Raw genomic sequence first — 23883 nt, forward strand, 5'->3', positions numbered from 1 at the left:
CATGGGTCCCTACTGACAAGGTACGGTCAAAACGGCACGCAGGCCCGGCTTGTTCGGTTCCAGCCGAATGTCGCCGCCGTGCTGGCGGGCAACGGCGCGGGCAATCGACAGGCCGAGGCCGGTGCCACCGGTGTCCCGGTTTCTTGACTGTTCCAACCGGAAAAAAGGCAGAAAGACCTGTTCAAGATCCGCGTCCGGAATCCCCGGCCCGGTGTCGGCGACAGTGATCACGACTGCCGATGGTGTCCTTTCGCAGGAAACGGAAGCTTTGCCTGCGTATTGGCAGGCGTTCTCGACGAGATTACGAACGGCGCGCCTGATGCCGTCCGGGCGGCACCGGCAGGAGATCCCGTCAGCTTCCTCAAAGTCGATATCGAACCCGAGTTCCCTCATGTCGTCGCAAAGGCTCTCCAGGAGCGAGCCCATGTCCACCAGCCTTGTCTTTTCGGTGGCGGCATCCGCCCTGGCGAAAGACAGCGTGGCATCGGTCATCGATTTCATGTCGTCGATGGTTTCGGTCAGCCGGTCACGCAGTTGCGGGTCTCCAATCTGTTCGACACGCAACCGCATCGTCGTGAGCGGGGTCCTGAGATCATGGCCGATTGCCGCCAGCATCTGTGTCCGGTCTTCGACGAACCGGCGCAGCCGATCCTGCATCTGGTTGAAGGTGCCACACAATCTTGCAATGTCGCGGGGCCCGCGTTCCGGCACAGGTGCGCTTTCCTCACCGCGGCCGATTTTTTCCGCCGCATCGGCAAGCGCACTCAGAGGCTGGGCAATGCGGCGGGTCGCAAAGATGCCGAACAGACAAAGAGCAATCCCTGTCGCAACAGTCGAGACGAGCGATTGATAAGTGCCGTCGTTGGGGATGTGGGTCTTGTAGAAAACCGCGTTCAGCCAGCTTCCATCGGCAAGCTCCACGACGATGCCAAGACCGATCTGGTCCCTGAACGGCAGGACGCTTGCCGCTTGCGGGCAGGTCCACAGCGGGCTTTCCATGGCAGACCAGCCCTCGAAGGATTTTCGCTGCACGAATTCCTCGGAAGCCGTATTGCTCACCGTTGCTGCCTGAGGGGGTGTCTTCAGTATATCGGAGAGCGGCGTCAGAAGCTCGTTTCGGGCAACGATGTACCAGTTCCGTCCTTCCGGTCTCGGATCTTCGGCGCTTCGCCAGAACCTTGTGTAGGTCGTCGCGCTGGCAAGCAGGACATTTGTCTTGAAGTCCTCCGTCATCGACTGGATCACTTCGCAAAGCGCTGACGTACGGCTGACGAACTCACTTTCGGCGGCTTCCTTGAGGGCCGCCCTGCGGCTGTTCCAGGAAAGCGCGAAGCCGATGCACTGACCAAGAACCAGCGCGATCAGCATGAGGCCGATGATCTGCCGGCCGAGACTGCGTTTCCACCAGCTGATCATGTTATTTCCACGTCCACGCCGAGGCTGTAGCCACCGCCCCAGTGGGTCTGGATGATCCTCGGGTTCTTTGGATTGGCCTCGATCTTCTTGCGCAGCCGGCTGACCTGATTGTCGATGCTGCGATCGAAGGGTTCGGCTTCCTTGCCCACCGTAAGGTCCAGCAATTTTTCCCGAGTCAGCACCGCTTTGGGATTTTCCAGAAACACTTTCAGAAGCCGGAAATCGACCGTGCTCAATGCAACCGTCAGACCATCACTCCGCTCCAGCTCACGCCTGCCGAGGTCGAGCGTCCACTGATCGAAACGGATTGTCTCCTTGGAAAACTTGCCACGATTGAAGGGTATATTGTCCACTCTGCGCAGCACCGCCCTGATACGGGCCAGAACTTCCCGCGGGTTGAAAGGTTTGACGACATAATCGTCGGCCCCCATTTCCAGACCCAGGATCCTGTCCGTATCCTCGGCAAGAGCGGTCAGGAAGATGACCGGAACCTGCGTTTCAGACCGCAAGTTGCGACAGATCTCCAGTCCGTCTTCGCCCGGCATCATCACATCGAGCAGTATGAGATCCGGGGCGTTGTACTTCAGCACCTTTCTGAGCGCGTCCCCACCGTCGGCAAGGCTGACCCGGTAGCCATGGCCTGTCAGGTAGTCCCCGATCAGGTCGCGGATTTCCCGGTGGTCGTCGACGATGACGATATGCGGCTTGTCTTTCATGATGCTCATCCCGGCAGAACACCTCATGAATAGCCCAGATCGAAGCGCCGGCCACGTCGGCAAATGTATCAAATGTGGCATACATGTCCGGTTGATGCCGGTTCCGGGTGCCAACAGAGAGCAGCTTTGCTTGCCCGGTCATCCTCGTCGGCGCAGGTGGCTGCGCGTCCGCCACGATACAAACGATACAAACGCTCGTTCTCCCGGCACATCCCTGCGACGTCTCTCCCTCAGTTTTTGTCGATGACCACGCCGGCAACGGCCAGGCGTTGGCATCAACGAGAGCAAAGGAGTTGTTGGATGGCTGTGACATTCGAACTCAACGGCAAAGAGGTGACGTATGACGGCGACCCGGAAACGCCTCTTCTCTGGGTGATCCGGGACGAATACGGTCTCACCGGAACGAAATTCGGTTGCGGCATTGCCCAGTGCGGCGCCTGCACCGTTCACGTTGACGGCATGGGCCAGAGGGCCTGCATCACTTCGGTCGAAAGCATTGACGGTCAGTCCGTGCGGACGATCGAAGGTCTCGTCGACGAGGTGTCCGTGGCGGTCAAGGATGCCTGGAGCAACTTCAACGTTCCCCAATGCGGCTATTGCCAGTCCGGTCAGGTGATGTCCGCCATCGATCTGCTGCAACACAATCCGAACCCGAGCGATGAGGATATCGACGACGCCATGTCCGGCAACATCTGCCGCTGCGCGTCCTACGTCCGCATTCGCCATGCAATCCAGCGTGCCGCTGAAACCCTGAGGACCTGAGATGAACACACCCCTGACACGACGGTCCTTCCTGTCCCGCATCGGCGGCGGACTTGTCATATCCATGGTGCTTCCGACCCAAAGCTTCGGTCAGGCGATCCGGCGGATGAGCCCCGCAGAGATGCGGGATTTGCCGGCAGCACCCAATGCCTTCCTGAAAATCGCTCCCGACAACACCGTCACCGTGATTTCCAAGCATATCGAATTCGGACAAGGAACATTCACCGGTCTGGCAACACTCGCTGCCGAAGAACTGGATGCGGACTGGGACCAGATGCGCGTCGAGGCAGCGCCTGCGGATGTCGAGCTTTATGCCAATCTCAACATGGGCATGCAGGGAACGGGCGGCTCATCGGCGATGGCCAACAGCTATTACCAGATGCGCAAGGCAGGCGCGGCTGCCCGGGCGATGCTTGTTGCCACTGCCGCACGCCTCTGGAACGTACCGGAAAAGGAAATCGACGTGAAATCCGGGATCGTGCGTCACGCACCCAGTGGCCGGACATCCGGATTCGGAGCCCTCGCCGAAACCGCGGCGCAGATGCCGCCCGTCACTGAGCCGGTTCTCAAGAATCCTGCCGACTTCACGCTGATCGGCAGCGATCTCAGGCGTGTGGATGGTCTCGAAAAATCGTCCGGTCAGGCAATCTACACCATCGACATGACGTTGGACGGAATGGTCCACAGCTCCATCCTGCACCCGCCGGTCTTTGGCGCAACGGTATCACGCGTCGATGCCGCGGCCGCGCTCGGCCTGCCGGGCGTGCTGGCCGTTCACGAGGTCGGGCGCGGCGTCGTGGTGATTGCCCGCACGCGCTACGCGGCCATGCAGGGCAAGGCGGCTCTGGAGGTCGAATGGGATTTGACGAAGGCTGAAACGCGCAGCAGCGAAGAGATGTTCTCTACCTATGCCGCGGCTGCCCAGACCCCCGGTGCAGAAGCTGAAAAGCGTGGTGAAGGTGACATGCCACTGAAGGACGCCGCCCGGCAGATCGAAGCGGAATACCGGTTCCCTTTCCTCGCTCATGCGCCGATGGAACCCATGGGTGCGGTGGTCGACCTGACACCGGAAAAGGTCGACATCTGGATGGCCAGCCAGCTCGTCACACGTGACCAGCGCGAGATCGAGAAAGTGCTCGCGTTCAAGCCGGAGCAGGTCGAAATTCATACCATGCTTGCCGGCGGCAGCTTCGGGCGCCTTGGAACACCGGATGCGGAATTCGCTGCCGAAGCCGTAGGCGTTGCCAAGGTCTGGGGTCAGGGACCGGTCAAGCATCTCTGGGACAGGGAAAACGATATCCGAGGCGGACGCTACAGGCCGATGTGCGTTCACAAATTGCGCGGCGGTGTGGACGATGCTGGCAACATCTCGACCTGGGACCAGGTCATCGCCGTTCAGTCCTTTCTGAAAGGGACAGCCTTTGATGGAGCCGTGCGCAACGGGATCGACAGATCCGCCGTCGAAGGTGCGATGGGTATGCCTTATGCAATCCCAAATCTTCGTGTCGGGCTGCATCTGATGGAAAACGGGGTCAGCGCCAATTTCTGGCGTTCTGTCGGCAGCAGTCACACGTGCTACGCGGTCGAGACATTCCTCGATGATCTTCTGGAACTTGCCGGGCGCGACCCTGTTGCCGGTCGCCTTGCCTTGATCTCCGAAGAAGAGCCGCGGTTGCGTAGAGTTCTCGAGCAGGTCGCCGACATGGCAAACTGGTCCGATGCCAGCAGCGGCGACGACAGGGCGATGGGCGTTGCAATCGCCAGATGTTTCCGCAGCTACGTTGCAGAAATCGCCGAAGTCTCGCGCGGCGAGGACGGATTGCCAAAGGTGCACAAGGTCTGGTGCGCGATCGACTGCGGCGTTGCCATCAACCCGGACCTGATCCGGGCTCAGCTGGAAGGCGGGGTCGGCTACGCTCTAGGCGCTGCCATGTATGACGAAATCACCATTGATGCGAACGGGCAGCCGGAACAGTCGAACTTCGACACTTACCGGTCGCTGCGGCTGTCCGAAATGCCGGAAGTCGAGGTTTCGATCATCAAATCGCAGGCCGACCCGACCGGGGTCGGTGAACCGGGTGTACCGCCTGTTGCTCCCGCTGTCGCCAATGCCTGGAAAAAGCTCACCGGTTCCCGCATTCGGACCCTTCCCTTCACAAGAGGCATATCCGCATAAACATGCTCCGTAGGCCGCCAGAGATGGCGGCCTTTTTTGCCAAACCTTCAGAGTTTCGACAATTGTCATGGAAGGTCCACTACGCAATGATCTCGCTGTAATCGGCTCGGAACCGGGTGAGGAGGAGCGGCATGCGGGGTCTATCGGCGTTTTTGGTCGCCATGAGCGTTTTTCTGCTCCCGGGCGTTTCCATTGCCGACACTATCAAGGTACCGACGATAGAAGTGCCTCCCTGGGGAAAAAACTCGAACCCTCCCAGCGGTTTGCTCGTCGACGTCGCCGCAATGATCGCAGATGAGATGGGAGCTACACCCGAGTTCATCGTCATGCCCTACAAGCGCGTGCACACGGTGGCTAGTGGCTGTTTCAAGGGATTTGTGGTGATGCCGGATCACCCCGAAATCCGGGCCAGCTCGGAGGAGGCTGCACGCCTCTGGGACATGGAAGTCGTTCTTTACTCGAACAAACTGGATCCCGTCGGCAGCTTGAAAGAGCTTGAAGGCAATTCGGTCGGCCTGCTGCTCGGCTCCGAGCTCCTACCGGAAATAAACGCCAACGAAAAGATTGCGAAGGTCGAGGTCGAGCATCCGGACCAGATGGTCGACATGCTGTCCCGGCAAAGCGTAAGCGCCATCGTTGGCCTCCGGCCGAACTGCAACTTGCTGCAAAGCCAGGACGCCGAGAATTGTGTCGATCTCGACAAGACCTTCCACGCAACTCCCGTCAGAAAGGTGTCGGTATTTGCCTGGACACCGAAATGCGATGTGGGAAGAGCGGTCAGGACCCGCATCAAGGAAGCGGTCTCCCGGCTGCAGACGGAAGGTGCGCTGAGCAAGGTTCAAAGGCTGAACTGACGAAAGGTTTCGCAAACTTTCCGGGCTTGCTGCAGAGGCTCGTCAGCACCCTTCAGACGACGCCTTGAAGGACAATGTGCTGGTTCTCGCCTTGCCGTTTTTCCCGACATATTTGACCTTCGCCCGCATGAAGGCGGGATAACCGGCCCCAATCGTCTTGGTGGAGAACCCATAACTGTTCGTCACGGTGACCGCTCCATTGATCCGGCTTGAATAGAATTCTCCCGTCGCTCTGTTCAGGCTCAGTTTCTCCGTGCGCGTGAAGCATTTGCGCCCCTCCGGGCAAACCTGCATATGAACCCCGCACCGGTTTTGCTTGTAGTCGTTGAAGAAGTAGACGGACTTCACCGGCCCCTTGGAACCGGTCTTGATGAAGCAACCAACAGGATGGTTGAACGGACAGGCTTGTGGTTGACCTGTCACTCCCTCATTGGAGCGCGACTGTGCTGTCGCAAATTCTGCCGGCAAACCCAGCAGAAGGCCAACTGCAAGAGCGTAGGCGTATTTCATCAGATTGTCTCCTTTGAACCGAAACTCGGGAAGGAGTAGGCGATCCTTGCAGACTGCAAATGTCCCATATGGGAGAGCTTGAACGGAAATCGCAGTTACTCAGGCGGCGAAGCGTCAAGCTCTCGCGTCTCTTTCAGCAACCTTGCGAAGCGCCAGGGACTGACCCGGGGCAAAGCGTGACACTGTCTCATACAGCAACCAGGACAGAAGACAGCCAGCCAAAGCCGCGGAATTCAGGTCCACCGTTGTCAGCAGCACGGTGACCGCGATCCCGACGTTCAGCGACACGATCGCCGCCGGCGCACTCACACGTCGGCCGCGAACCGACGCCCAGACAACCGGCAAGAACACCGCCAGCGAACTGAAGGCGGAAATGATCGAGTTCAGGACATCCGCGAACAAGGCCGCTGAAAGACCGAGCAACGTGAACAGCGCGGCAACGATCAGCTGCAATCTCCGCAGCGACAGCTCCGTCCGCTCCAGACCGGCCATCAGCGGCATCACGAACGTGTCCATCGTCGACATCACCACGGCGATGAGCATCAGGTCGACAAGCCATGTCCAGGTCTGCGGCACCGACGTGTGCAGGATCTGCATCACGTCCCCGCCAGGCATGCTGTGCAGCCCGAGCCAGACGATAATGAGGTATCCCGCAAGGCATATCGGGGCTCCGAGCAGGAATGCGCTCCGGGCAACCGACGGCTCGCGTGCGGTCGCCATCCGCTGCCAGTTGTCGACTGCCAGAACAGCGCTTGCCGGTATGAACAGCCAGATGCCGATCAGGATCGGAAAGCGGTAGGGACCAAGGTCGAAAAACACGAGCTCCCGCGTAGGCGCTTCCATGTTCCACATCCCGAGGATCGCAATGCCGACGAGAATGACCACAGCCTGCGGAATGTCGGTTTCCGTGGCCACCCTGTAGCCGCCAATCGCCGTATAGGCCCCTGCAAAGAATGTTGCGAGCACGACTGCCGCAAGCGGGGGAATTGGAAGGACAGCCGTCAGGATAACGGCCAGGGCAATCAATTGTACCGAGGCCCGCAGAAGAAAGACAAAGGCAACCGGCACCCATATCAGGATCGGATGCCGTACCTTGTGGGTGACCACGATGAGGTCGATCAGTCCCCTCACCCCGTATTTTTGCGACAGTCTGTGCACACCCGGAGCGACAAGGGCACACATCAGCAGCCCGGTGCCGTAAGCCAGCGCGAGTGACAGGCCGATGACCGGGCTTGCCGCGGAAAACAGCACCAGTGCAACGAATGTACCGATGCCGATGTTACCGCAGATGATACCGGCGACCGTGGCCAGTAAACCCGTTCGGCCCGAGTTGAAAATGTAGTCTGCACGCGTTCCCTTGCGGCTGCGCCAGAACGCGTAAACCAATGGCCCCAACAGAAGCGTTCCAAGGACGATTGTCTGTGATCCCGTGCCTGTCACGCCAGAAGCAGCCCCTCGAAAACGTTTTCCGTCCGACGGGCCCTGGTCAGGTAAAAATCCCCGTGAACTCTAACCGTTGTCCGATGTAACCCGGCACCCTATGATCTCCAATATATGGAAAACCATAGTTTATGCTTGGACAGACGCAGTGCCGCCCAGTTTGATCGAGAAATTGCCTGAAGGAATTTCTTCCAACAGTGCCTGGACAGCCAGTGCGCAATTCTTCGAATCCTTTGGCTTCGACAAGCTCATTTACATCGACCGCACGATGGCCGGTCTGTCGATGTTCACCACCTTTCCGGAAAGCTGGACCTCTCATTACCGCGCCGCCGCCTATGAGCGGATCGACCCCTTCTTTGCCTACTGCTGCACCTCGACTACTCCTATGGGGACGGGTATCGACTATCTATCGGACTACCCGTATCTGTGCGCCGCCCAGCGCCAACTCATTCAGGAAGCTGGAGAAACCGGCATGCGTGCCGGCATGTCCTGTATCGTGCGGCAAGCCGGGCCTGGTGGAGCTGGTGGCTGGAACCTCGGTTCAAGCCTGCCGCGCCACGAAATCGAGAAGATATTTTCAGAACATGCCGACCTGCTCCGCCTGACAGCCTTCTTTGCGCACCAGCGCCTGCAGGCCGCGCTGGAAAACGAGCACAGGGACATCGCGCTGAGCCCGAGGGAAAAGGAATGCCTCCTTTGGGTCGCGCAAGGCCTGCGCAGCAAGCAGATTGCAGACAAGCTCGGCCTCCGGCCGGTTACCGTCGAACTTCATCTCAAGAACGCCCGCACAAAACTTCGCGCCGCGACCCGCGAACAGGCAATTGCCATCGCGCTGCTCAACGGGCTGATTTCCCCTTAGTCAGGAATGTGGAAAAGGTGTCCTGTGCCTTTCACGTTTTCAAGCTCCCTTAAATGGGAGAGGGCGCGTGTCACCCCAACTGTTCTGTTGTCTTCCGGACATGGGTTTTCCGGAGACATGCATGACGACGCTTTTCATCCTACTGATCATGAGCCTTGGCGGGTTCGTCTACCTGCAAAACCGCCTGGCAGCGGCCAGAAATGCCGTTGCGAACGGGCGTTCGGGCATTCAGGTTCAACTCAAGCGGCGGCATGACCTTGTTCCCGGGCTGGTGAGTGCGGTCCGCTCCGCCATCCGTCAGGAAAACCATGTCTTCGACCGTCTTCTGGACGTGCGGGAGAAGGCGATTGCGGTCCGGCAGGGCAGCCTGGAGGACATCGAACGGGCCGAAGGCGACCTGACCGCGGGGCTGAGCACTTTCCTTGGCTATACGGAACATCATCCTGATGTGACTTCGACGGAAAACATCCTTCAACTGCAAAAACAGCTGGAGGAAACCGAGGACCAGATCAGTGCGGCACGTCGGCTCTATAACGGCAATGTGGATCGCTACAACACGCTGCTGGATGCCATCCCTTCGTGTTGGGTCGGCTCGCTCCTCGGCTTCGAGCGGGCAGCGTTTTTCGCACTCGATGCAGACCAGTTGAAATCCGCTGAAGCCGTACCGCCAATCGACCTGACAAGAGCGCCGTCATGAGTGGGCGCGTCACGCACTGGGACCCGATCAAGGGTGAAATCTCCGTTGAGACCCCCGACGTCTCCGACATCCGATCCGGTGTTGTTCTGCCGGCTCCGGTCCGGCGCATGCTGCCGATAGGGGCGATCCTTGCCCTTCTGTGGACCATGGTGCAGGGCTTCTGGACGGACGACTTTCCGTTTGTGCCTGTTGCGGTCACGACAGTGATGTTCGCGCTCATGTTTCTGGCGGGGGAGCTTGAAAACAGGGACGGCCGACAGCTGAAGCGCCGGGTCGAACTCGCACGCAGGAAAGGCTGGAGCTACACCGGCAAGCTCATGGAGCGCGTGCGCGAATTCGGCACCGTCATGACATCGGACGGCGCGGATCGCCGAACGCGCCTGGTCAAATCCGAAAGGGCGCTTGCCGTGGAAGACCGCGTCCCGGAACTGACCAGGCTTCAGGTCGGGTCCTTTGTCGGTGCCCAATTCGATGGCGAATTCTGGGGCACAAGCAGCAGCGACGGATTGCCGTTCTGGGTCGCAATCGGTGCCATGGAAATGGAAGCCGGCCTTGCGGCGAATCCTGCCCTGAGGCGTGACGCCCGTGGCGGCAGAGGGGGCTTCGGCGTGTTCTACTCCCTCCTGGGAGCTTATAAACTTGGCCGCAAGACAGGCGTCCGGGCCGCAGTGCGACCGGAGAACCTCTTCCACAAGGGCCCTCTGGATCGGGACATCAAGACGGAGTCCATCGCCTTTAACGAGGCATTCCATGTTTCCTGTTCAAACGATGCCGGAGCGGATGCAGACCTTGCCGTTCTCAGCATCCTGACACCTGCTACTCAGACCACCCTGCTCGATCTGCTTCAGCGGTATCATACTGTCGGCTTCGTGATTGACGACGATGTCCTGTTCTTTCTGGCGCAGGACAAGCTTGTCGGTGCCAACGCGCATCCGGACCGGGTCGATGCACATCTCGCCGACCTGCTGACCGAGTTCGAGGCCGCAAAGTTCTCTCTCAAGACTACCGTCGAATAGGGGCACTCGGCATGAAACGCCGCTTATGCAGCCAGACCCTATGGATTTTCATAGATTTGCAACGGCGGCTTTCTGCTGCAGTCTCGCGGCGGGCGTCTGCAAGGGGACTTTTGACACATTGGGCAGATGTGGTTCTGAGACGAGATCTGCGCATGGAAGCAAAATACCTACCGAGACCTGACGGGCCTTCGCTTTATTACCGTCATTGGCCCGTCAACATGACGCGCCGTCTCTATTCGGGAAAGAGAACCGTTTTCCTGGGCCACAGCCAACCAACGCATTCAGGAATGCTGCAGCCACTCGCAGCCGGGTTCCGTGCCTCCGGCTGGGACGTCCACTCCGGTGATATCCGGGGACACGGCAAGAGCTTCGACAAGACCTCGGTTGCCGGGCATCTGGATCCGCGAGACGGCTGGAAATCGGCTGTAGAAGACATGCGGCACCTGCTGGAGCAGAGCTTTGAGGACACGCCCTGGCAGGACCGGTTGATCGTCGTTCCCAATATCACCGCCCTGCTGACCCTGGAAGTCATGAAGACCTGGCCGGACCTTGCCCGGCACATCGTGTTCATCTCGCCGCCGCCCAACCAGAAGACGCTGGCCTTGTTCGGCAAGACTTTTTCCGAGGTTCGAATCCGCCTGAAAGGCGCGGATACGCCCGACGAACAGACCCTGCACCATCTCTATTCCTTCCTTGGCGCGCACCTGAGGGATCGTAGGCACCTTGCCGATGTCATGAGTACGGATCACCGTGTCATTCAGCAGGTTCTGGAAGACCCGCACGGCTGGCCGACACCGACACCCGCATATTGGAAGCAGATTTTCGAAGGCATGCTCAGTGCGTGGTCGTGGCCGCGTGACGCTCAGATGAAACCAGGCACGCGGTGCCTTGTCGTCTTCGGCGGCGAAGATGCAATGCTCCGCGACGGCGGTTTCCTGCCGCCCATCGAGCGCTTCCTGTCGCGGATTGGCATTGAGGACGTTGCCTCCGAACGTGTCGACGGAGCCCGGTCGGCGCTGTTTCTGGAAGAGGACAAATTCTCGATCAGCGGACGGATCCTGGACTGGGTCCAGAAAAACAGACGCCCTGAGGCCGATATCAGGGAAGTCGGCGTGGAAGAGCTTGCCTCGGACATCCTCAACCGGATCAGCGAAACCGGCGCACGGCAGCTGGAGCCGGATGAACTTGTCGAGCTCTGTTACAACGCCATCGACGACGACAGCCGATGGACGGAAATCATCTACCGGATGATCCATGAGGCAGAACTCTCCGGGAACGTCAACGAGGAGGAACTGCACGAGCGCATCAGCCGGCTGATGCCGCACTGGGAACGGGCGTTCAACCTGAACAAGCAGGTCATGATGAGCGCGACGCTCGGCGTTCTTCTGGAAAGCGTGATCGAGCGGCTGCAGATCGGTGTTGCCCTGCTGGACAGGCAAAACGACCTCCTGCATTGCAACGGCGCCTTCGAAACATCGCTCTCGAGCCTGTTGCCGCAGGACGACGCTTGTCAAATTCAAGAAACCGCGAAAGCGCGGGTAAAGTCGCTTCTGGCAGAAAACGAAGCGGCAGTCATTTCTCGCCAGAACGGGGAAAGACTGATTGTCCATGAGGGCAAGCCTGTCGGCTTTCAGTTTTTTCCGGCCGCCCTCAAACAGACCAGCCTTCAAAGGCACGGGCCTGCCAGCTTGGTGTTGTTGAGGGTGCAGACCGGCGAAGACACCTCCGAAACCCGAAAGACCCTGATCGAACTGGCCTATGGCCTGACCGGCAAGGAAGCGGAGATTGCCCTCGAGATCGCCGAGGGACGATCGCTGGACCAGATTGCAGACAACCAGGGAATTCTGGTCAGCACGGCACGCGGGCATCTCAAAAAGAGTTTCCAGAAGATCGGCGTGCACAGTCAGTCGGAGCTTGTGGCCCGGCTGATGGCCGGGCCTGTCGGCTGGTTGAAATAGACCGTCCGCACGCATTCCATTCGGGAAGTATTCGTACCGCCTGTCACCTGCCAGCAGCGTAGACGGAACATCCCTGCTTCAAGGCGGCGCGACGGTCGCTCTGGCACTCGCAGGAAGGGGTGATCCCGGTGCCGGTGAGGCAGGAAACGCCTTTGACGTAGCAACCCTGGGCGCGAACCACCACCCTGTGGTTAAACCGGGTGCCATCGAACTTGGGATATCCTTTTGTCACCCGGGCCATGGAAACGGCAAACCGGCGGCCATGGCTGTTCCTCATCTTGCCTTGCCAGTTTACCCAGGCTCTTGCCTCGGCACCGGCCCGGGTCTTGTGACCCTTGCTGAAAGCGCTCTCCGCCTGGATCGTGCAGATCGTCTTGGCCTGCGCCGAAAAGGTTGGCAGCAGGAAACTCGTCCCCAGCGCCAGAAAAAGTATCATCCAAATCTTCCACATTTTCAGTCTCCGGTCTTGTTGGCGAGACATGTCGATGCCGCAAGACTGACGTTTCGGTCCGGCTGAAGCCTCTCCCATTTGGGTGAGCATCGATGCGGTTCCGGCACCGGACGGCGCTTATTTGCAGACAATGAAACCGAAAGCGGGACACCCGCCAGCTTCGCAATAGGCGTCGACAGTGGCGGCCTTGCCGACGAGCTTGATGTCGCCGAAACAGGCAACGTCCGGCTGACCGAATTTCAGACAATAGGCACGGGCGGGTGCCTTGCCGCATTCGCTGTAGCGATTGTCCGCTCCCTTGAAACAGGCGAGCACCCGGATGTCCGGTTGCCCCTGCACGAAGATCGGATCGACGGACACATTGCCCGGGCATGGTGTCTCGGAAAATCCGTCGAGACTTGCGAAGTCGGGCAAGGCTTGTGCACCGCTGTCATTCGGCGATGCGCCGGTGTCCTCGGTACCCGAACTTGAAAGGCTGCCCGCGCCGATGCCTATACCGGAACCGGCAGCCTGCAGGCATTCGGACGGTGGCAAGGATACGTTTCTTGCCACCTCCGTAAACCTTGCGGGATAAGCCTGGGCGAACAGGTCCCGGGCCTCTCCCGTCGTCATCAAGCCCAGCATCGCCAGGACGTCACATTGCGAAGATGAAACGCCTTGGCAGCCATATCCCGCCGCACAAGCGAGGTCTTCGACACCTGGGGCCTGGACCCCGGGACCTTGCGCGAAGACCGCTTCCGACAGGAACCAGGGGATTACGAAGGCCAGACAAGCACGGCGAGGACGAGACCTCATTGCGAAACCAGCTCGATTGCAAACCTGTCGAACTCGAAATGGCTCTCTTGAGACTTTGCCTTGTTCCACTGACCGGCGAGCACGCTCGCCTTGCCGGCAAGGCGCAGCACGGTAACCGGATCGGTCTCAAGAACGTAGGGGCCGCCCTCCTGACCGTCAGCAGTGGGCAATTCCAGTTCGATGGCAGCGGAGAGCGCACGTCCTCGCCGTTTCAGACGCAGCAGAGCACCATCGGTCGAAAGCGATTCCAGAACCTTGTTGCCATAAGCCCTGCCCGCCTTGTCGCACACGGTCTTGACGATCTGCTTGCTGAACAGATTGACATCGAAACGCGAGACTTCAGGCTTGCCTTCGGGATCTCCGGAGAGGCGGGTCAAGGACAGGTTCAGATAAGAACCGCAGCCTTTTGTCCAGATCCAGGCCATTGCGCCGATCTGGTTGTTCGTATCCTCCAGCAGCGACAACGATACGCTTTCATGGCCGCTTTGTTCATGCAGCTTGAACTTGAGACTCAGGTCGAAATCACCGTCAGGCAGTGGCTCGTCAAGAACGAGCCGGTTCAGCGCGTTCTTGTTGTCGTAGATCGTGTCGCCCCCCAGTGCGGAGACAAACAGGGTGCCGCTTCCGGTAAACCTGGTCAGCCTGTCGGTTCCATTCAGTGTCTGCCAGCTGGCTGCCAGCTCCGGGCCGTCAAACGTTTCTTCAAACACAAGGGTGCTGGCCGGAACGACCTCTTCAGCTTCCGGCGCCGGTGCGGGAGGTTCCGCTGCCTTGCCTGCGTCCGCGACAGCCTGCTTGACGGCCTCGGTGAAGCTTTCGGCATTGTTGGCGGCGTAATAGTTGCCGCCGCCATTTTCGGCGATGCACTGAAGGGCCTGGTTCTCCTCCTGCGTCAGGTCAAACCCGACCACATGGACGCGGGTGTTGATACCGCGCTCGGCCAATGCCTTGGCCGCGGCGCATGGGTCACCGCCGCAGGTTTCCAGCCCGTCTGAAATCAGAAGCACGTTTGCCGGCCGGTTGGAGGCGGGCATGGCGGAAGCCGCCTGTTGCAGGGCGGCTGCGATGGGAGTTTTTCCACGAGGGGTAATCGCGTCGATGACCGGCTTCAGACGTTCGGTATCGAAGTTGGAAACCGGATACAGGATCTCGGTGTCTCCGCAATCCCCTTCCCGGCGGTGTCCGTAGGCCATGAGGCCGACGTTGGTCTGAGCCGGCAGGTCACCGATAAGACCTGTCAGCGCCTGCTTCGCAGTGGTGATCTTGGCAACACCGTCGACCTGACCCCACATGGAGCCTGAACCGTCCAGAACGAACAGAAGGTCGCTCCCTTCAGAGGACAGGCCGTTTCCGGGAAGGTCTCCTTCCTCCATGCCGGGTACCACGGCGTCTCCGCCGTTTGCTGCCTGTGTCTGCCCCGATCCAACAGTGGACCCGGCCGCTGAACTGCCCTTGAGCGTGATCTCGGAACCTGGATCCGATCTGATGTCCACACCGGCGGACTGCAGGAGATCAGACAACGACCAGTCGTTTGTTTCGGAATAGATGTCGTTGATCTGCCAGGAACCGTCCGGCACGGTTATCAGCGTGTAGATGTGCCGGATCGGCATTCCGAAGTTGGTAAAAGTCACCTTTATCCGGGCAGCGCCCTGCAAGAGGGGGGCGTCCGGATCGGGCTGAATGCTGAGATCGGAAATACTCGCGTCCTGTGCATCATAGACCGGGTCGAATTGCAAAATCCCCTGAAGTTCCCCTTGCACGAGACCGTCGACGAGGAACTCCTTTGCGGCCGGAGCGTCGTTCAGGAGCGGCGTATCGCCGTCGTTGAACCGCTTGGAATGTTCGGCATAAAACAGCCGCACGAGTTTCTCTGCGGCGGCGACATCACCTTGCTGAGCATGAGAAGGTAAAGCTGCACAAAGGGCGAGCGAGAAAGGAACCACGAGCCGCAGTACGCGCGCCCGAGTGGGAAGAGCAGACATGGGAAACTCCGGGTTCATTGTTGCGGACGGCGGATGCTGAAGTGGTCGAACTCGGCCAGCGTTTCACCGCTGCCGGCGCGGCCGCCCTGGCCAAGCAGGAAAACCGGTTTGCCGAAAGGCGCCATGCGGGCAATCCAGTTGGTGTGAACGGTCTCGAGGCCGGCGGGCTTTTGCGCCCCTCTGTCCGGAACGGTCAATGTCAGGGAGGTCCGGTAGCGCAACCCTCTTCTGGAAAGGGTCAGCTCAAAACCTTCTGCAAACAGGTTCGACAAGATCTGATCCCCGAGGGGCCGGCCGGCCTTGTCGCAAACAGACTTGATGATGGGACCGTCAAACAGGCTGTGGTTGGCGGCAGTCAAAACCGGCTCGCCTTCCGGCATTACCGGCTGATTGGCGACAGTCCGCAGGAACAGTGCAGGACCACACCCCTTGGTGAGCACATAAAGATGGGCTGCAATAAAATTGTCCGGACTTTCCCGAAGTCCCAGCCAGACTTCGTCGTAACCGGTTTTCGGATCGAGCTTGCCCTTGATGGCAAGATCGAAGTCTCCCTCAGGCGGCACGCCTTGCAGCTCGAAGATGTTGCTCGTATCCGCATTTCGCAGACTGTTCTTGCCGCCACTCGTGAGCGCAAGCAGGATGCCGTTCTCTACAACGAAGGAGTCCTTGTCAGTATTCAGGAGCTGCCAGTGCCCGGCCAGATCCTTGCCGTCAAACGGCTCCTCGAATGGAAGTTCGATCGCGGTGGCAGTCGGTGCCTGGCCGCTGTCGGCTGCGGCCAGCCTGGCCTGTTCTTCAGCTGTCAGGTTTTTCTGGGCCTGCGCCGAAACCGCGCCGAGCAGAAAAACTGCAGTTGCCTGAAATAGCGAACGTCCCGATTTTCCTGATCTGCGCACCAGCTTCTGCAAGCGGGAAGAAACTTTCGTGCATTCGGCCATCTAAAAATGCTCCAACCGTGGTCGACGGCTGGAAGCCTATAGAGGCGTGGCAGATCGGCCCTCCCTCAAATGGGAGAGACGTCGAATGTAAATCACTATTCAGGACTGTTTTTGCAAAGAAATTGCAGGGGGATTGCAGACGGTACATGCCCGCTTCAAAGGCTCATTCGATAACGCCCCGGGCAACGCAGGCACAGGGTGGGCTGCAAGCTGCCTTTCAAAAACAAGTCCCGCTGCCTCATGGAAGCAGCGGGACTTGAATTTCGGCAATGCAGACAGGCCTCAGTCGGCGAGATCCTGGACGCTGACCACGCCGCCGTTTTCATCGAGGCGATAGATGATCGGCGTTCCGGTGCCCAGTTCGCGCTTCAGGATTTCTTCCGGTGAAAGGTCTTCCAGATCCATGATCAGCGACCGCAGCGAGTTGCCATGCGCGGCAACGATCGTGCGACTGCCAGCCAGGACGCGCGGCAGAATTTCGGACTTGTAGTAAGGCAGAACGCGCTCTGCGGTCATCTTCAGGCTTTCACCGCCCGGAGGGGGAATGTCGTAGGAGCGGCGCCAGATATGGACCTGCTCTTCGCCGAATTTCTCGCGCGCTTCGTCCTTGTTCATGCCGGTGATGTCACCGTAGTCACGCTCGTTGAGAGCCTGATCCTTGAAGGTTTCAAGGCCGGTCTGGCCCAGTTCTTCCAGGATGATGTCCAGCGTCTTCTGTGCACGCGACAGATCGGAGGTGAAAGCAACATCGAAGGACAGCTTCAGATCCCTGAGCTGCTCGCCGGCCTTGTGAGCCTCCGCCACGCCCTGCTCGGTCAGGTCCGGATTTTTCCAGCCGGTGAACAGGTTCTTCAAATTCCAGTCGCTCTGTCCGTGACGGACAAGCACAAGAAGGCGGTCCATGCCATTCTCCTCAAGCTAAATGCGTATCTTCAAGAATCCAGGCCGAGGACATCGGCCATCGAATAAAACCCGGGCTTCTGGTCAAATCCCCACAGTGCCGCCTTGACGGCCCCGCGGGCAAACAGTTGCCGGTCTTCCGCCCGGTGAGTGAGTTCGATGCGCTCGCCCTCACCTGCAAAAATCACTGAATGCTCCCCGATGACCGACCCGCCCCGCAGGGTTGCAAAGCCTATGTCGCCGGTCTTGCGAGGGTCCATGATACCGTCGCGCGAACGAACCGAATGGGCGGCCAGATCCAGGCCCCGGCCCTGTGCAGCCGCTTCGCCAAGCAACAGCGCCGTGCCCGAGGGGGCATCCACCTTGTGCTTGTGATGCATTTCCAGAACCTCGATGTCGAAATCCGCATCAAGCGCGGCGGCAGCCTTGCGCACCAGGCTCGCCAGCAGATTGACACCCAGGCTCATGTTTCCGGACTTGACGATCCGGGCATGGCGGGCAGCCGCCTTCAGAGGTTCGTCCTGCCCTTCAGCCCAACCGGTGGTGCCGATGACATGGACGATGCGAGCCTGCGCGGCCAGCTCGGCAAACCAGAGGCTTGCCGCCGGAGCCGTGAAATCCAGGACACCGTCCGAGGCGGCAAAGGCGGTCAAGGGATCGTCGGTAACAGGAACGCCCAAGGAACCTGTTCCTGCCAGGTCGCCTACATCCTTGCCAAGAAACTCGGAGCCCTCGCGTTCGATCGCCGCGACGACGGTAGCACCTGTTGTTTCCGTGACCGCCCACGTCAATGCCCGGCCCATTCGGCCACCGGCTCCAACGACTACCAAGCGCATCTGCCCCATCAAGTGGCTCCGTCTTCCTCAATAGGCCAATCGACCCCAATTCACTTCACGATGGGGGTATACCAGTTTCGCCGGGGGAGGCAAACGCCCGATCATGCAAGGGGACTGCTGCACTCAATAGAAATAGCTCTTGTCAAATATTACTATATTCAACCGCGACATTATTAATGAACAGCAAGTTAAATTGACAATAAAGTCGCAACATCTTCACCATTCCAATTCACCAAAGGTAAACCTCGAGCAGTTACGTTTAAGTCTGCAAGTGTTTTTTCTTACAATTGCAAAACGAGGACCATGTTTCATGATACTGTGCTTATGGACGCATCGGTTCGTCACCACCTGTCTTTTCCCGAAGCTGTCCACACCCGCCGCCGGGTGCCTTGTACTTGCAAGACCAGCAACAACCTGTTGTTCCAACCGAGAAGGACCCCGCCCCGCCTTGCTTCCCGTCACGTCCCATTATCCCGTCAGATGATGCCCGCCGGTTCAGGAGCGCTTCGTTGAAGGCCAGTTTTTCCATTCCCTTCAGCCGCCTTGTCATGGCTCTGTTTGCGTTCGGCCTCATGGGAACGGCGATCGCACTCTTCTGGATTACGTACCTTGGCAGCCTGTCGATTGCCGAACATGAAATTGCCCGCAGCGCAAAATCCAAGGCAACGCTCGCAAGGCTCGTCTTCACCCAGCATCTGGACAAACTCGAAACGCAGATCCGCGCGGTCGCGGCCAATCCGGATATCCGGCAGGCACTGGTGGACAACGACAAGGAGACCGCCAAGGTCATCATTGAACGCGCTTCCGAAGGTATGACCAGTGCGGTTCTGGACATTCTCCTGATCGATCTTCCAGGTGAAGACGGCTGGGTAAACGGCAGTCTCGGCCTGATCGACCTGAGCCACCAATTGCCGGTGAAGATACGTGCGGCCATGCCACCCGACATCTGGGTAACTTACGCGGACCATGATTCCGATCCCATACAGATCACCGCAGCGCTCTCTGTTCTGGTTCTCGATCCCGATACCGGCCGAGTCCTCGGCAGGATTTATGGCGGGACGACTATCACCGATTCCTTCTCCCTGCCGGGTGTCCTTGCCAAGGCGTTACGGGTGGAAGATATCGCCTTCTATCACCATGAGGATGTTGTGGCGGGCATGGGTGACCTGACCACGGAAGTGCTTCCCGAACGGCTCTACGCCACACCCGACGACGTCAATTACGCGCTGAACGGAGAGAACCTTTTCGTTTTTGCTCCGCTGATGCAGGGCCTGGACGGCCACATGCTTGCGACCGTGATCAAGCAGCCCGTGGACACCCTGCAAAAGGTCGAGGAAACCTACAGCCAGCTGTTCACGCCGTTCCTGCTTTATACGGCGATACTGGCAATCGGTGCCGCGCTTCTGGTCAATCGCATCACCACGGCCGGCCTGGGCAGGCTGCTGAACTACGCGATGAGCCTGCGGCAGGACAAGGTGGTGTCGCCGCCGCCGCCCGGGCTGATCTTCGAATTCAACAAACTGGCGACCATGTTCCAGGCGGCGTTTGAATCCGTTCGTGACCGCGACGCCCAGTTCAAGGACATGATCGACGGCTCGATGCACGGCGTGCTCGTCCATGCCAATCATCGCATCCTTTATGTGAACGACGCCCTACTGAAAATGTGCGGTTACGCCCCCGGTGAACCCGAGCAGCTTGTCGAGTCCCCCACACTGGTGATCTACGCGCCGGAAGAGCACAGCCGGCTGCGCAGCTATTACAACATGCGTGAAAACGGCGAAGGCGCTCCGCGCGCCTATGAGGTCAAGGGCATCCGCAAGGATGGCGAGACCATCTGGCTGGAGCAGCATGTCCGGTTGACCGAATGGCGCGGGGAACGCGCCTATTACGCTACCATCACGGACATCAGCGAGCGCAAGCGCCAGGAAGAACTGGCAACCAAGAATGCCAATTTCGACATTCTGACCGGTCTGCCGAACCGGCGTCTGTTCATGGACCGTTTGCGCCAGGCCATCCAGCGCGGCAAACATATGGGCGACCTGACGGCGCTGATGATCCTCGACCTCGACAGGTTCAAGACCGTCAACGAAACCTATGGCCCCAAGGCCGGGGACAAGGTCATCGAAACCGTAGCCGCGCGTCTGACCAGGACCCTTGGTCCGGACCAGACCGTGGCCCGCATGGGCGGCGACGAATTCGCCATTATCCTGTCGAACCCGGAAGACCGCTGGCAGATCGAACAGACCGCCCGTGACATTCTGAAGGCGATCGGTGACCCGATCGAACTGGAAGACGGTAATGAAGCCGTGCTTGCCGGCAGTCTCGGCATTACCGTCTGTCCGCACGACGGCACACACGAGGAAGCGCTGCTGATGCAGGCCGACACCAGCATGCTGCAGGCCAAGGCCGATAGCGGTGCCAGTTACAGGTTCTTTGCCACGCGCATGAATGAACAGGCCGCCCGCGCAAGCCAGATCGAGATCTGCCTCCGGCAAGCCATCGACAAGGGTGAGCTGCACCTGAATTTCCAGCCGATCGTGGACTATGAAAAGAACCGCGTGGTGAGCTGCGAAACCCTGGCACGCTGGACCGATCCCAAGTTGGGCGTCGTCCCGCCGACCGAGTTCATCAAGGTGGCCGAAGACTGCGGGCTCATCGTGCCGCTTGGCGAACAGGTGCTGCGCGAGGCCTGCGAATTCTTCCAGTCCTGCAACCGTAACGGCCTGCAGCTCGACGGGATCAGCGTCAACATATCGCCGCGCCAGTGCAGGGATGCGGATTTCCTGCCTCGTCTGAGAGAAATCCTCGACGAGACCGGCATGGACCCGGCCCGCCTGCAGCTGGAAGTCACCGAAAGCGTGATGTTCGACGACCAGCGCGTCAACCCGGTCGAAATTCTGGAAGCCATCAGCAACCTCGGCATCAAGATCTCCCTGGATGATTTCGGCACCGGCTATTCGTCGCTCAGCTACCTGAAGCGCCTGCCGATCGACACGCTCAAGATCGACCGGACCTTCATCATGGGCCTGGAGCGGGATGTGGGCGGCCAGGCACTGGTTCAGGCGATCATTTCAATGGCCGGCTCGCTGCATATCGAAGTCGTGTGCGAGGGAGCCGAAACGCACGAACAATGCGAGCTGATCCATTCCTTCGGCTGCTCGCTCATCCAGGGGTACAGCTTTTCGCGCCCGCTTTCCGGCGTCGACTTCCACCGCTATCTCGCCAAGATGAACGGCGTCGATTCAGTTGCGGCCCGGGCCGGCTGACCAGCCTTTCTCGCTTCAAGACAAACAAAAACGGGGACCTTTCGGTCCCCGTTTCATATCTTGCATCAGTCGGACGGAAGCTTATTCAGCTTCTTCCTTCTTTTCGATTTCCTTGCCGGTTTCCTGGTCGACAACCTTCATGGACAGGCGGACCTTGCCGCGCTCGTCGAAGCCCATGAGCTTGACCCAGACCTTGTCGCCTTCCTTGATCACGTCGGTGACCTTGGCAACTTTCTTCGGAGCCAGCTGGGAGATGTGGACCAGACCGTCCTTCGCACCGAAGAAGTTCACGAATGCGCCGAAATCAACGCATTTGACGACGGTGCCTTCGTAGATCATGCCCACTTCCGGCTCAGCGGCGATGGAGTTGATCCAGTTGACGGCAGCCTTGATCGCCTTGCCGTCGGCAGATGCGATCTTGACGGTGCCGTCGTCTTCGATGTTGACCTTCGCGCCGGTCTTTTCCACGATTTCGCGGATGACCTTGCCGCCCGAACCGATGACTTCACGGATCTTGTCGACCGGGATCTTCATCACTTCGATGCGCGGAGCATGTTCGCCGAGCTCGGCACGAGCCTCGGTGATGGCCTTGGACATTTCGCCGAGGATGTGGATACGGCCGTCCTTGGCCTGACCCAGAGCGACCTTCATGATCTCTTCGGTAATACCGTCGATCTTGATGTCCATCTGCAGCGAGGTGATACCGTCCTGGGTACCGGCGACCTTGAAGTCCATGTCGCCGAGGTGATCTTCATCGCCCAGGATGTCGGACAGAACCGCAAAACGGTCGCCGTCCTTGATCAGGCCCATGGCGATACCGGCAACCGGTGCCTTCAGCGGAACGCCGGCGTCCATCAGCGACAGCGAAGTGCCGCAGACGGTTGCCATGGAAGACGAACCGTTGGATTCGGTGACTTCGGAAACGACGCGGACGGTGTACGGGAACTCGTGATGCGGAGGCATCATCGGGTTGATCGCACGCCATGCCAGCTTGCCGTGACCGATTTCGCGGCGTCCCGGGGAGCCCATGCGGCCGGTTTCACCGACGGAGTAAGGCGGGAAGTTGTAGTGCAGCATGAAGTGAGACTTCACGGTGCCTTCCAGAAGATCGATGAACTGCTCGTCTTCGCCGGTGCCGAGGGTGGCAACGACCAGGCCCTGGGTTTCACCACGGGTGAAGAGTGCGGAACCGTGCGCACGCGGCAGAATGCCGACTTCGGACGAGATCGCACGGACAGTCGACAGGTCACGTCCGTCGATACGGGTGCCGGTGTCGAGGATCGCGCCACGAACGATTTCCGCTTCCAGTTTCTTGAACTGCTCGCCCAGAACGGTGCTTTCGACGGCTTCGCCTTCGGCAGCGTTGGTGATCAGCGCTTCAACGACCTTCGCCTTGGCAGCGTCGACTGCGTTCTTGCGGTCGGTCTTGGACGTGATCTTGTAAGCGGCAACAAGCTCGGCTTCGGCCAGAGCCTTGACCTTGCCGAACAGCTCGGAATGATCCGGCAGGACCAGCTCGCGCGGTTCCTTGGCAGCGGTTTCAGCCAGTTTGATGATCGCGTCGATCACCGGCTGGAAGCCCTTGTGGCCGAACATCACAGCGCCGAGCATGATGTCTTCGTTCAGTTCCTTGGCTTCGGATTCAACCATCAGAACGGCGTCATTGGTACCGGCAACAACCAGATCCAGAGAGGATTCCGGCATGTCATCAACCAGCGGGTTCAGCACGTATTCGCCGTTGATGTAGCCAACGCGCGCGCCGCCGATCGGGCCCATGAAGGGAACGCCGGAAAGGGTCAGAGCAGCGGAAGAAGCCACCATCGCCAGGATGTCCGGAGCGTTTTCCAGATCGTGCGACAGAACGGTGATCACCACCTGGGTGTCGTTCTTGTAGCCGTCTGCGAACAGCGGGCGGATCGGACGGTCGATCAGGCGGGACGTCAGCGTCTCGTGCTCCGACGGACGGCCTTCGCGCTTGAAGTAGCCGCCCGGGATCTTACCAGCGGCAAATGCCTTTTCCTGGTAGTTCACGGTGAGCGGGAAAAAATCCTGGCCCGGCTTCGGAGACTTGGCGGAAACAACCGTCGCCAGAACCTTCGTTTCGCCATAGGTCGCCATGACGGCGCCGTCGGCCTGACGGGCAACCTTGCCCGTTTCGAGGACGAGCGGGCGTCCGCCCCACTCGACTTCTACACGATGAATATCAAACATCATCTGTCCTTACAGCTTTGCCTGCCTTTGGCTGCTTTCGGTACAGCACGGTCATGGCAGACACATTCCCGGTCGGCCCCGTATGGGCCGGTTACCGGCG

General features: G+C 59.4%; 19 protein-coding genes. 8 read left to right on the forward strand and 11 right to left on the reverse strand.

Annotated elements, in window-relative coordinates:
• Positions 1-9: 9 nt before the first annotated feature.
• The gene (locus ACP90_RS25995) at positions 10-1416 is read right to left on the reverse strand and encodes a HAMP domain-containing sensor histidine kinase (RefSeq protein WP_201030431.1); all 1407 of its coding nucleotides are present in this window, start codon (positions 1414-1416) and stop codon (positions 10-12) included.
• Positions 1413-2132 (reverse strand): response regulator, encoded by a 720-nt coding sequence (locus ACP90_RS26000; protein WP_062492018.1) that lies wholly within the window; start codon positions 2130-2132, stop codon positions 1413-1415. The genes ACP90_RS25995 and ACP90_RS26000 overlap by 4 nt, the downstream gene beginning before the upstream one ends.
• A 300-nt stretch (positions 2133-2432) precedes the next feature.
• On the opposite strand from ACP90_RS26000, the gene ACP90_RS26005 reads away from it, so the two are divergent.
• The 3 genes from ACP90_RS26005 to ACP90_RS26015 all read left to right on the forward strand — a co-directional run bounded on the left by ACP90_RS26005 (position 2433) and on the right by ACP90_RS26015 (position 5924).
• A complete protein-coding gene (locus ACP90_RS26005; protein WP_062490880.1) occupies positions 2433-2894 on the forward strand; it encodes a (2Fe-2S)-binding protein in 462 nt (153 codons plus the stop codon).
• Between the two features lies 1 nt (position 2895).
• A complete protein-coding gene (locus ACP90_RS26010; protein ID WP_062490882.1) occupies positions 2896-5070 on the forward strand; it encodes a xanthine dehydrogenase family protein molybdopterin-binding subunit in 2175 nt (724 codons plus the stop codon).
• 131 nt (positions 5071-5201) lie between these two features.
• A complete protein-coding gene (locus ACP90_RS26015) occupies positions 5202-5924 on the forward strand; it encodes a transporter substrate-binding domain-containing protein (RefSeq protein ID WP_077291034.1) in 723 nt (240 codons plus the stop codon).
• A gap of 42 nt (positions 5925-5966) precedes the next feature.
• On the opposite strand, the gene ACP90_RS26020 is transcribed toward ACP90_RS26015, so the two are convergent.
• Together ACP90_RS26020 and ACP90_RS26025 are read right to left on the reverse strand one after the other, a co-directional pair.
• Entirely contained in the window at positions 5967-6434 is a 468-nt protein-coding gene (locus tag ACP90_RS26020; protein WP_062490887.1) for a hypothetical protein, read from the reverse strand.
• A gap of 114 nt (positions 6435-6548) precedes the next feature.
• On the reverse strand, positions 6549-7874 hold the full coding sequence (locus ACP90_RS26025) for a hypothetical protein (RefSeq protein ID WP_062490889.1): 1326 nt from the start codon (positions 7872-7874) through the stop codon (positions 6549-6551).
• 148 nt (positions 7875-8022) lie between these two features.
• On the opposite strand from ACP90_RS26025, the gene ACP90_RS26030 reads away from it, so the two are divergent.
• The 4 genes from ACP90_RS26030 to ACP90_RS26045 all read left to right on the forward strand — a co-directional run bounded on the left by ACP90_RS26030 (position 8023) and on the right by ACP90_RS26045 (position 12404).
• Positions 8023-8733 carry a LuxR family transcriptional regulator gene (locus ACP90_RS26030; RefSeq protein WP_158514219.1) on the forward strand — a complete coding sequence of 237 codons (711 nt, stop codon included), beginning with the start codon at positions 8023-8025 and terminating at the stop codon, positions 8731-8733.
• A 121-nt stretch (positions 8734-8854) separates the two neighbouring features.
• Entirely contained in the window at positions 8855-9430 is a 576-nt protein-coding gene (locus tag ACP90_RS26035; protein WP_062490893.1) for a LemA family protein, read from the forward strand.
• Entirely contained in the window at positions 9427-10446 is a 1020-nt protein-coding gene (locus ACP90_RS26040; protein WP_062490895.1) for a hypothetical protein, read from the forward strand. Before ACP90_RS26035 ends, ACP90_RS26040 begins: the two co-directional genes overlap by 4 nt.
• 218 nt (positions 10447-10664) lie before the next feature.
• A complete protein-coding gene (locus ACP90_RS26045; protein ID WP_286145772.1) occupies positions 10665-12404 on the forward strand; it encodes an alpha/beta hydrolase in 1740 nt (579 codons plus the stop codon).
• A gap of 43 nt (positions 12405-12447) precedes the next feature.
• Here ACP90_RS26045 and ACP90_RS26050 read toward each other — a convergent pair whose 3' ends face one another.
• From ACP90_RS26050 to dapB, 6 genes are all read right to left on the reverse strand, one after another.
• Positions 12448-12840, reverse strand: coding sequence for a hypothetical protein (locus ACP90_RS26050; protein WP_022999097.1), 393 nt, complete (start codon positions 12838-12840; stop codon positions 12448-12450).
• Between the two features lie 132 nt (positions 12841-12972).
• Complete coding sequence (locus tag ACP90_RS26055) at positions 12973-13650, reverse strand: hypothetical protein (RefSeq protein WP_145915849.1); 678 nt, start codon at positions 13648-13650, stop codon at positions 12973-12975.
• The gene (locus ACP90_RS26060) at positions 13647-15632 is read right to left on the reverse strand and encodes a VWA domain-containing protein (RefSeq protein WP_158514221.1); all 1986 of its coding nucleotides are present in this window, start codon (positions 15630-15632) and stop codon (positions 13647-13649) included. The genes ACP90_RS26055 and ACP90_RS26060 overlap by 4 nt, the downstream gene beginning before the upstream one ends.
• A gap of 14 nt (positions 15633-15646) precedes the next feature.
• Positions 15647-16570 carry a hypothetical protein gene (locus tag ACP90_RS26065; protein WP_062490901.1) on the reverse strand — a complete coding sequence of 308 codons (924 nt, stop codon included), beginning with the start codon at positions 16568-16570 and terminating at the stop codon, positions 15647-15649.
• A 282-nt stretch (positions 16571-16852) separates the two neighbouring features.
• Positions 16853-17473 (reverse strand): 2,3-bisphosphoglycerate-dependent phosphoglycerate mutase, encoded by a 621-nt coding sequence (locus ACP90_RS26070; protein WP_022999102.1) that lies wholly within the window; start codon positions 17471-17473, stop codon positions 16853-16855.
• Between the two features lie 29 nt (positions 17474-17502).
• Entirely contained in the window at positions 17503-18315 is an 813-nt protein-coding gene (dapB, locus tag ACP90_RS26075) for a 4-hydroxy-tetrahydrodipicolinate reductase (RefSeq protein ID WP_201030432.1), read from the reverse strand.
• A gap of 500 nt (positions 18316-18815) precedes the next feature.
• Here dapB and ACP90_RS26080 point away from each other — a divergent pair, with 500 nt between their 5' ends.
• Positions 18816-21572: an EAL domain-containing protein gene (locus ACP90_RS26080; RefSeq protein WP_062490903.1), complete on the forward strand. Its 2757-nt coding sequence runs from the start codon at positions 18816-18818 to the stop codon at positions 21570-21572.
• 81 nt (positions 21573-21653) lie between these two features.
• Here ACP90_RS26080 and pnp read toward each other — a convergent pair whose 3' ends face one another.
• Complete coding sequence (pnp, locus tag ACP90_RS26085; RefSeq protein ID WP_031268705.1) at positions 21654-23783, reverse strand: polyribonucleotide nucleotidyltransferase; 2130 nt, start codon at positions 23781-23783, stop codon at positions 21654-21656.
• Positions 23784-23883 lie beyond the last annotated feature (100 nt).

This window comes from Labrenzia sp. CP4 (genome assembly GCF_001579905.1).
In the GTDB taxonomy this organism is placed as follows: Bacteria; Pseudomonadota; Alphaproteobacteria; order Rhizobiales; family Stappiaceae; genus Roseibium; species Roseibium algicola.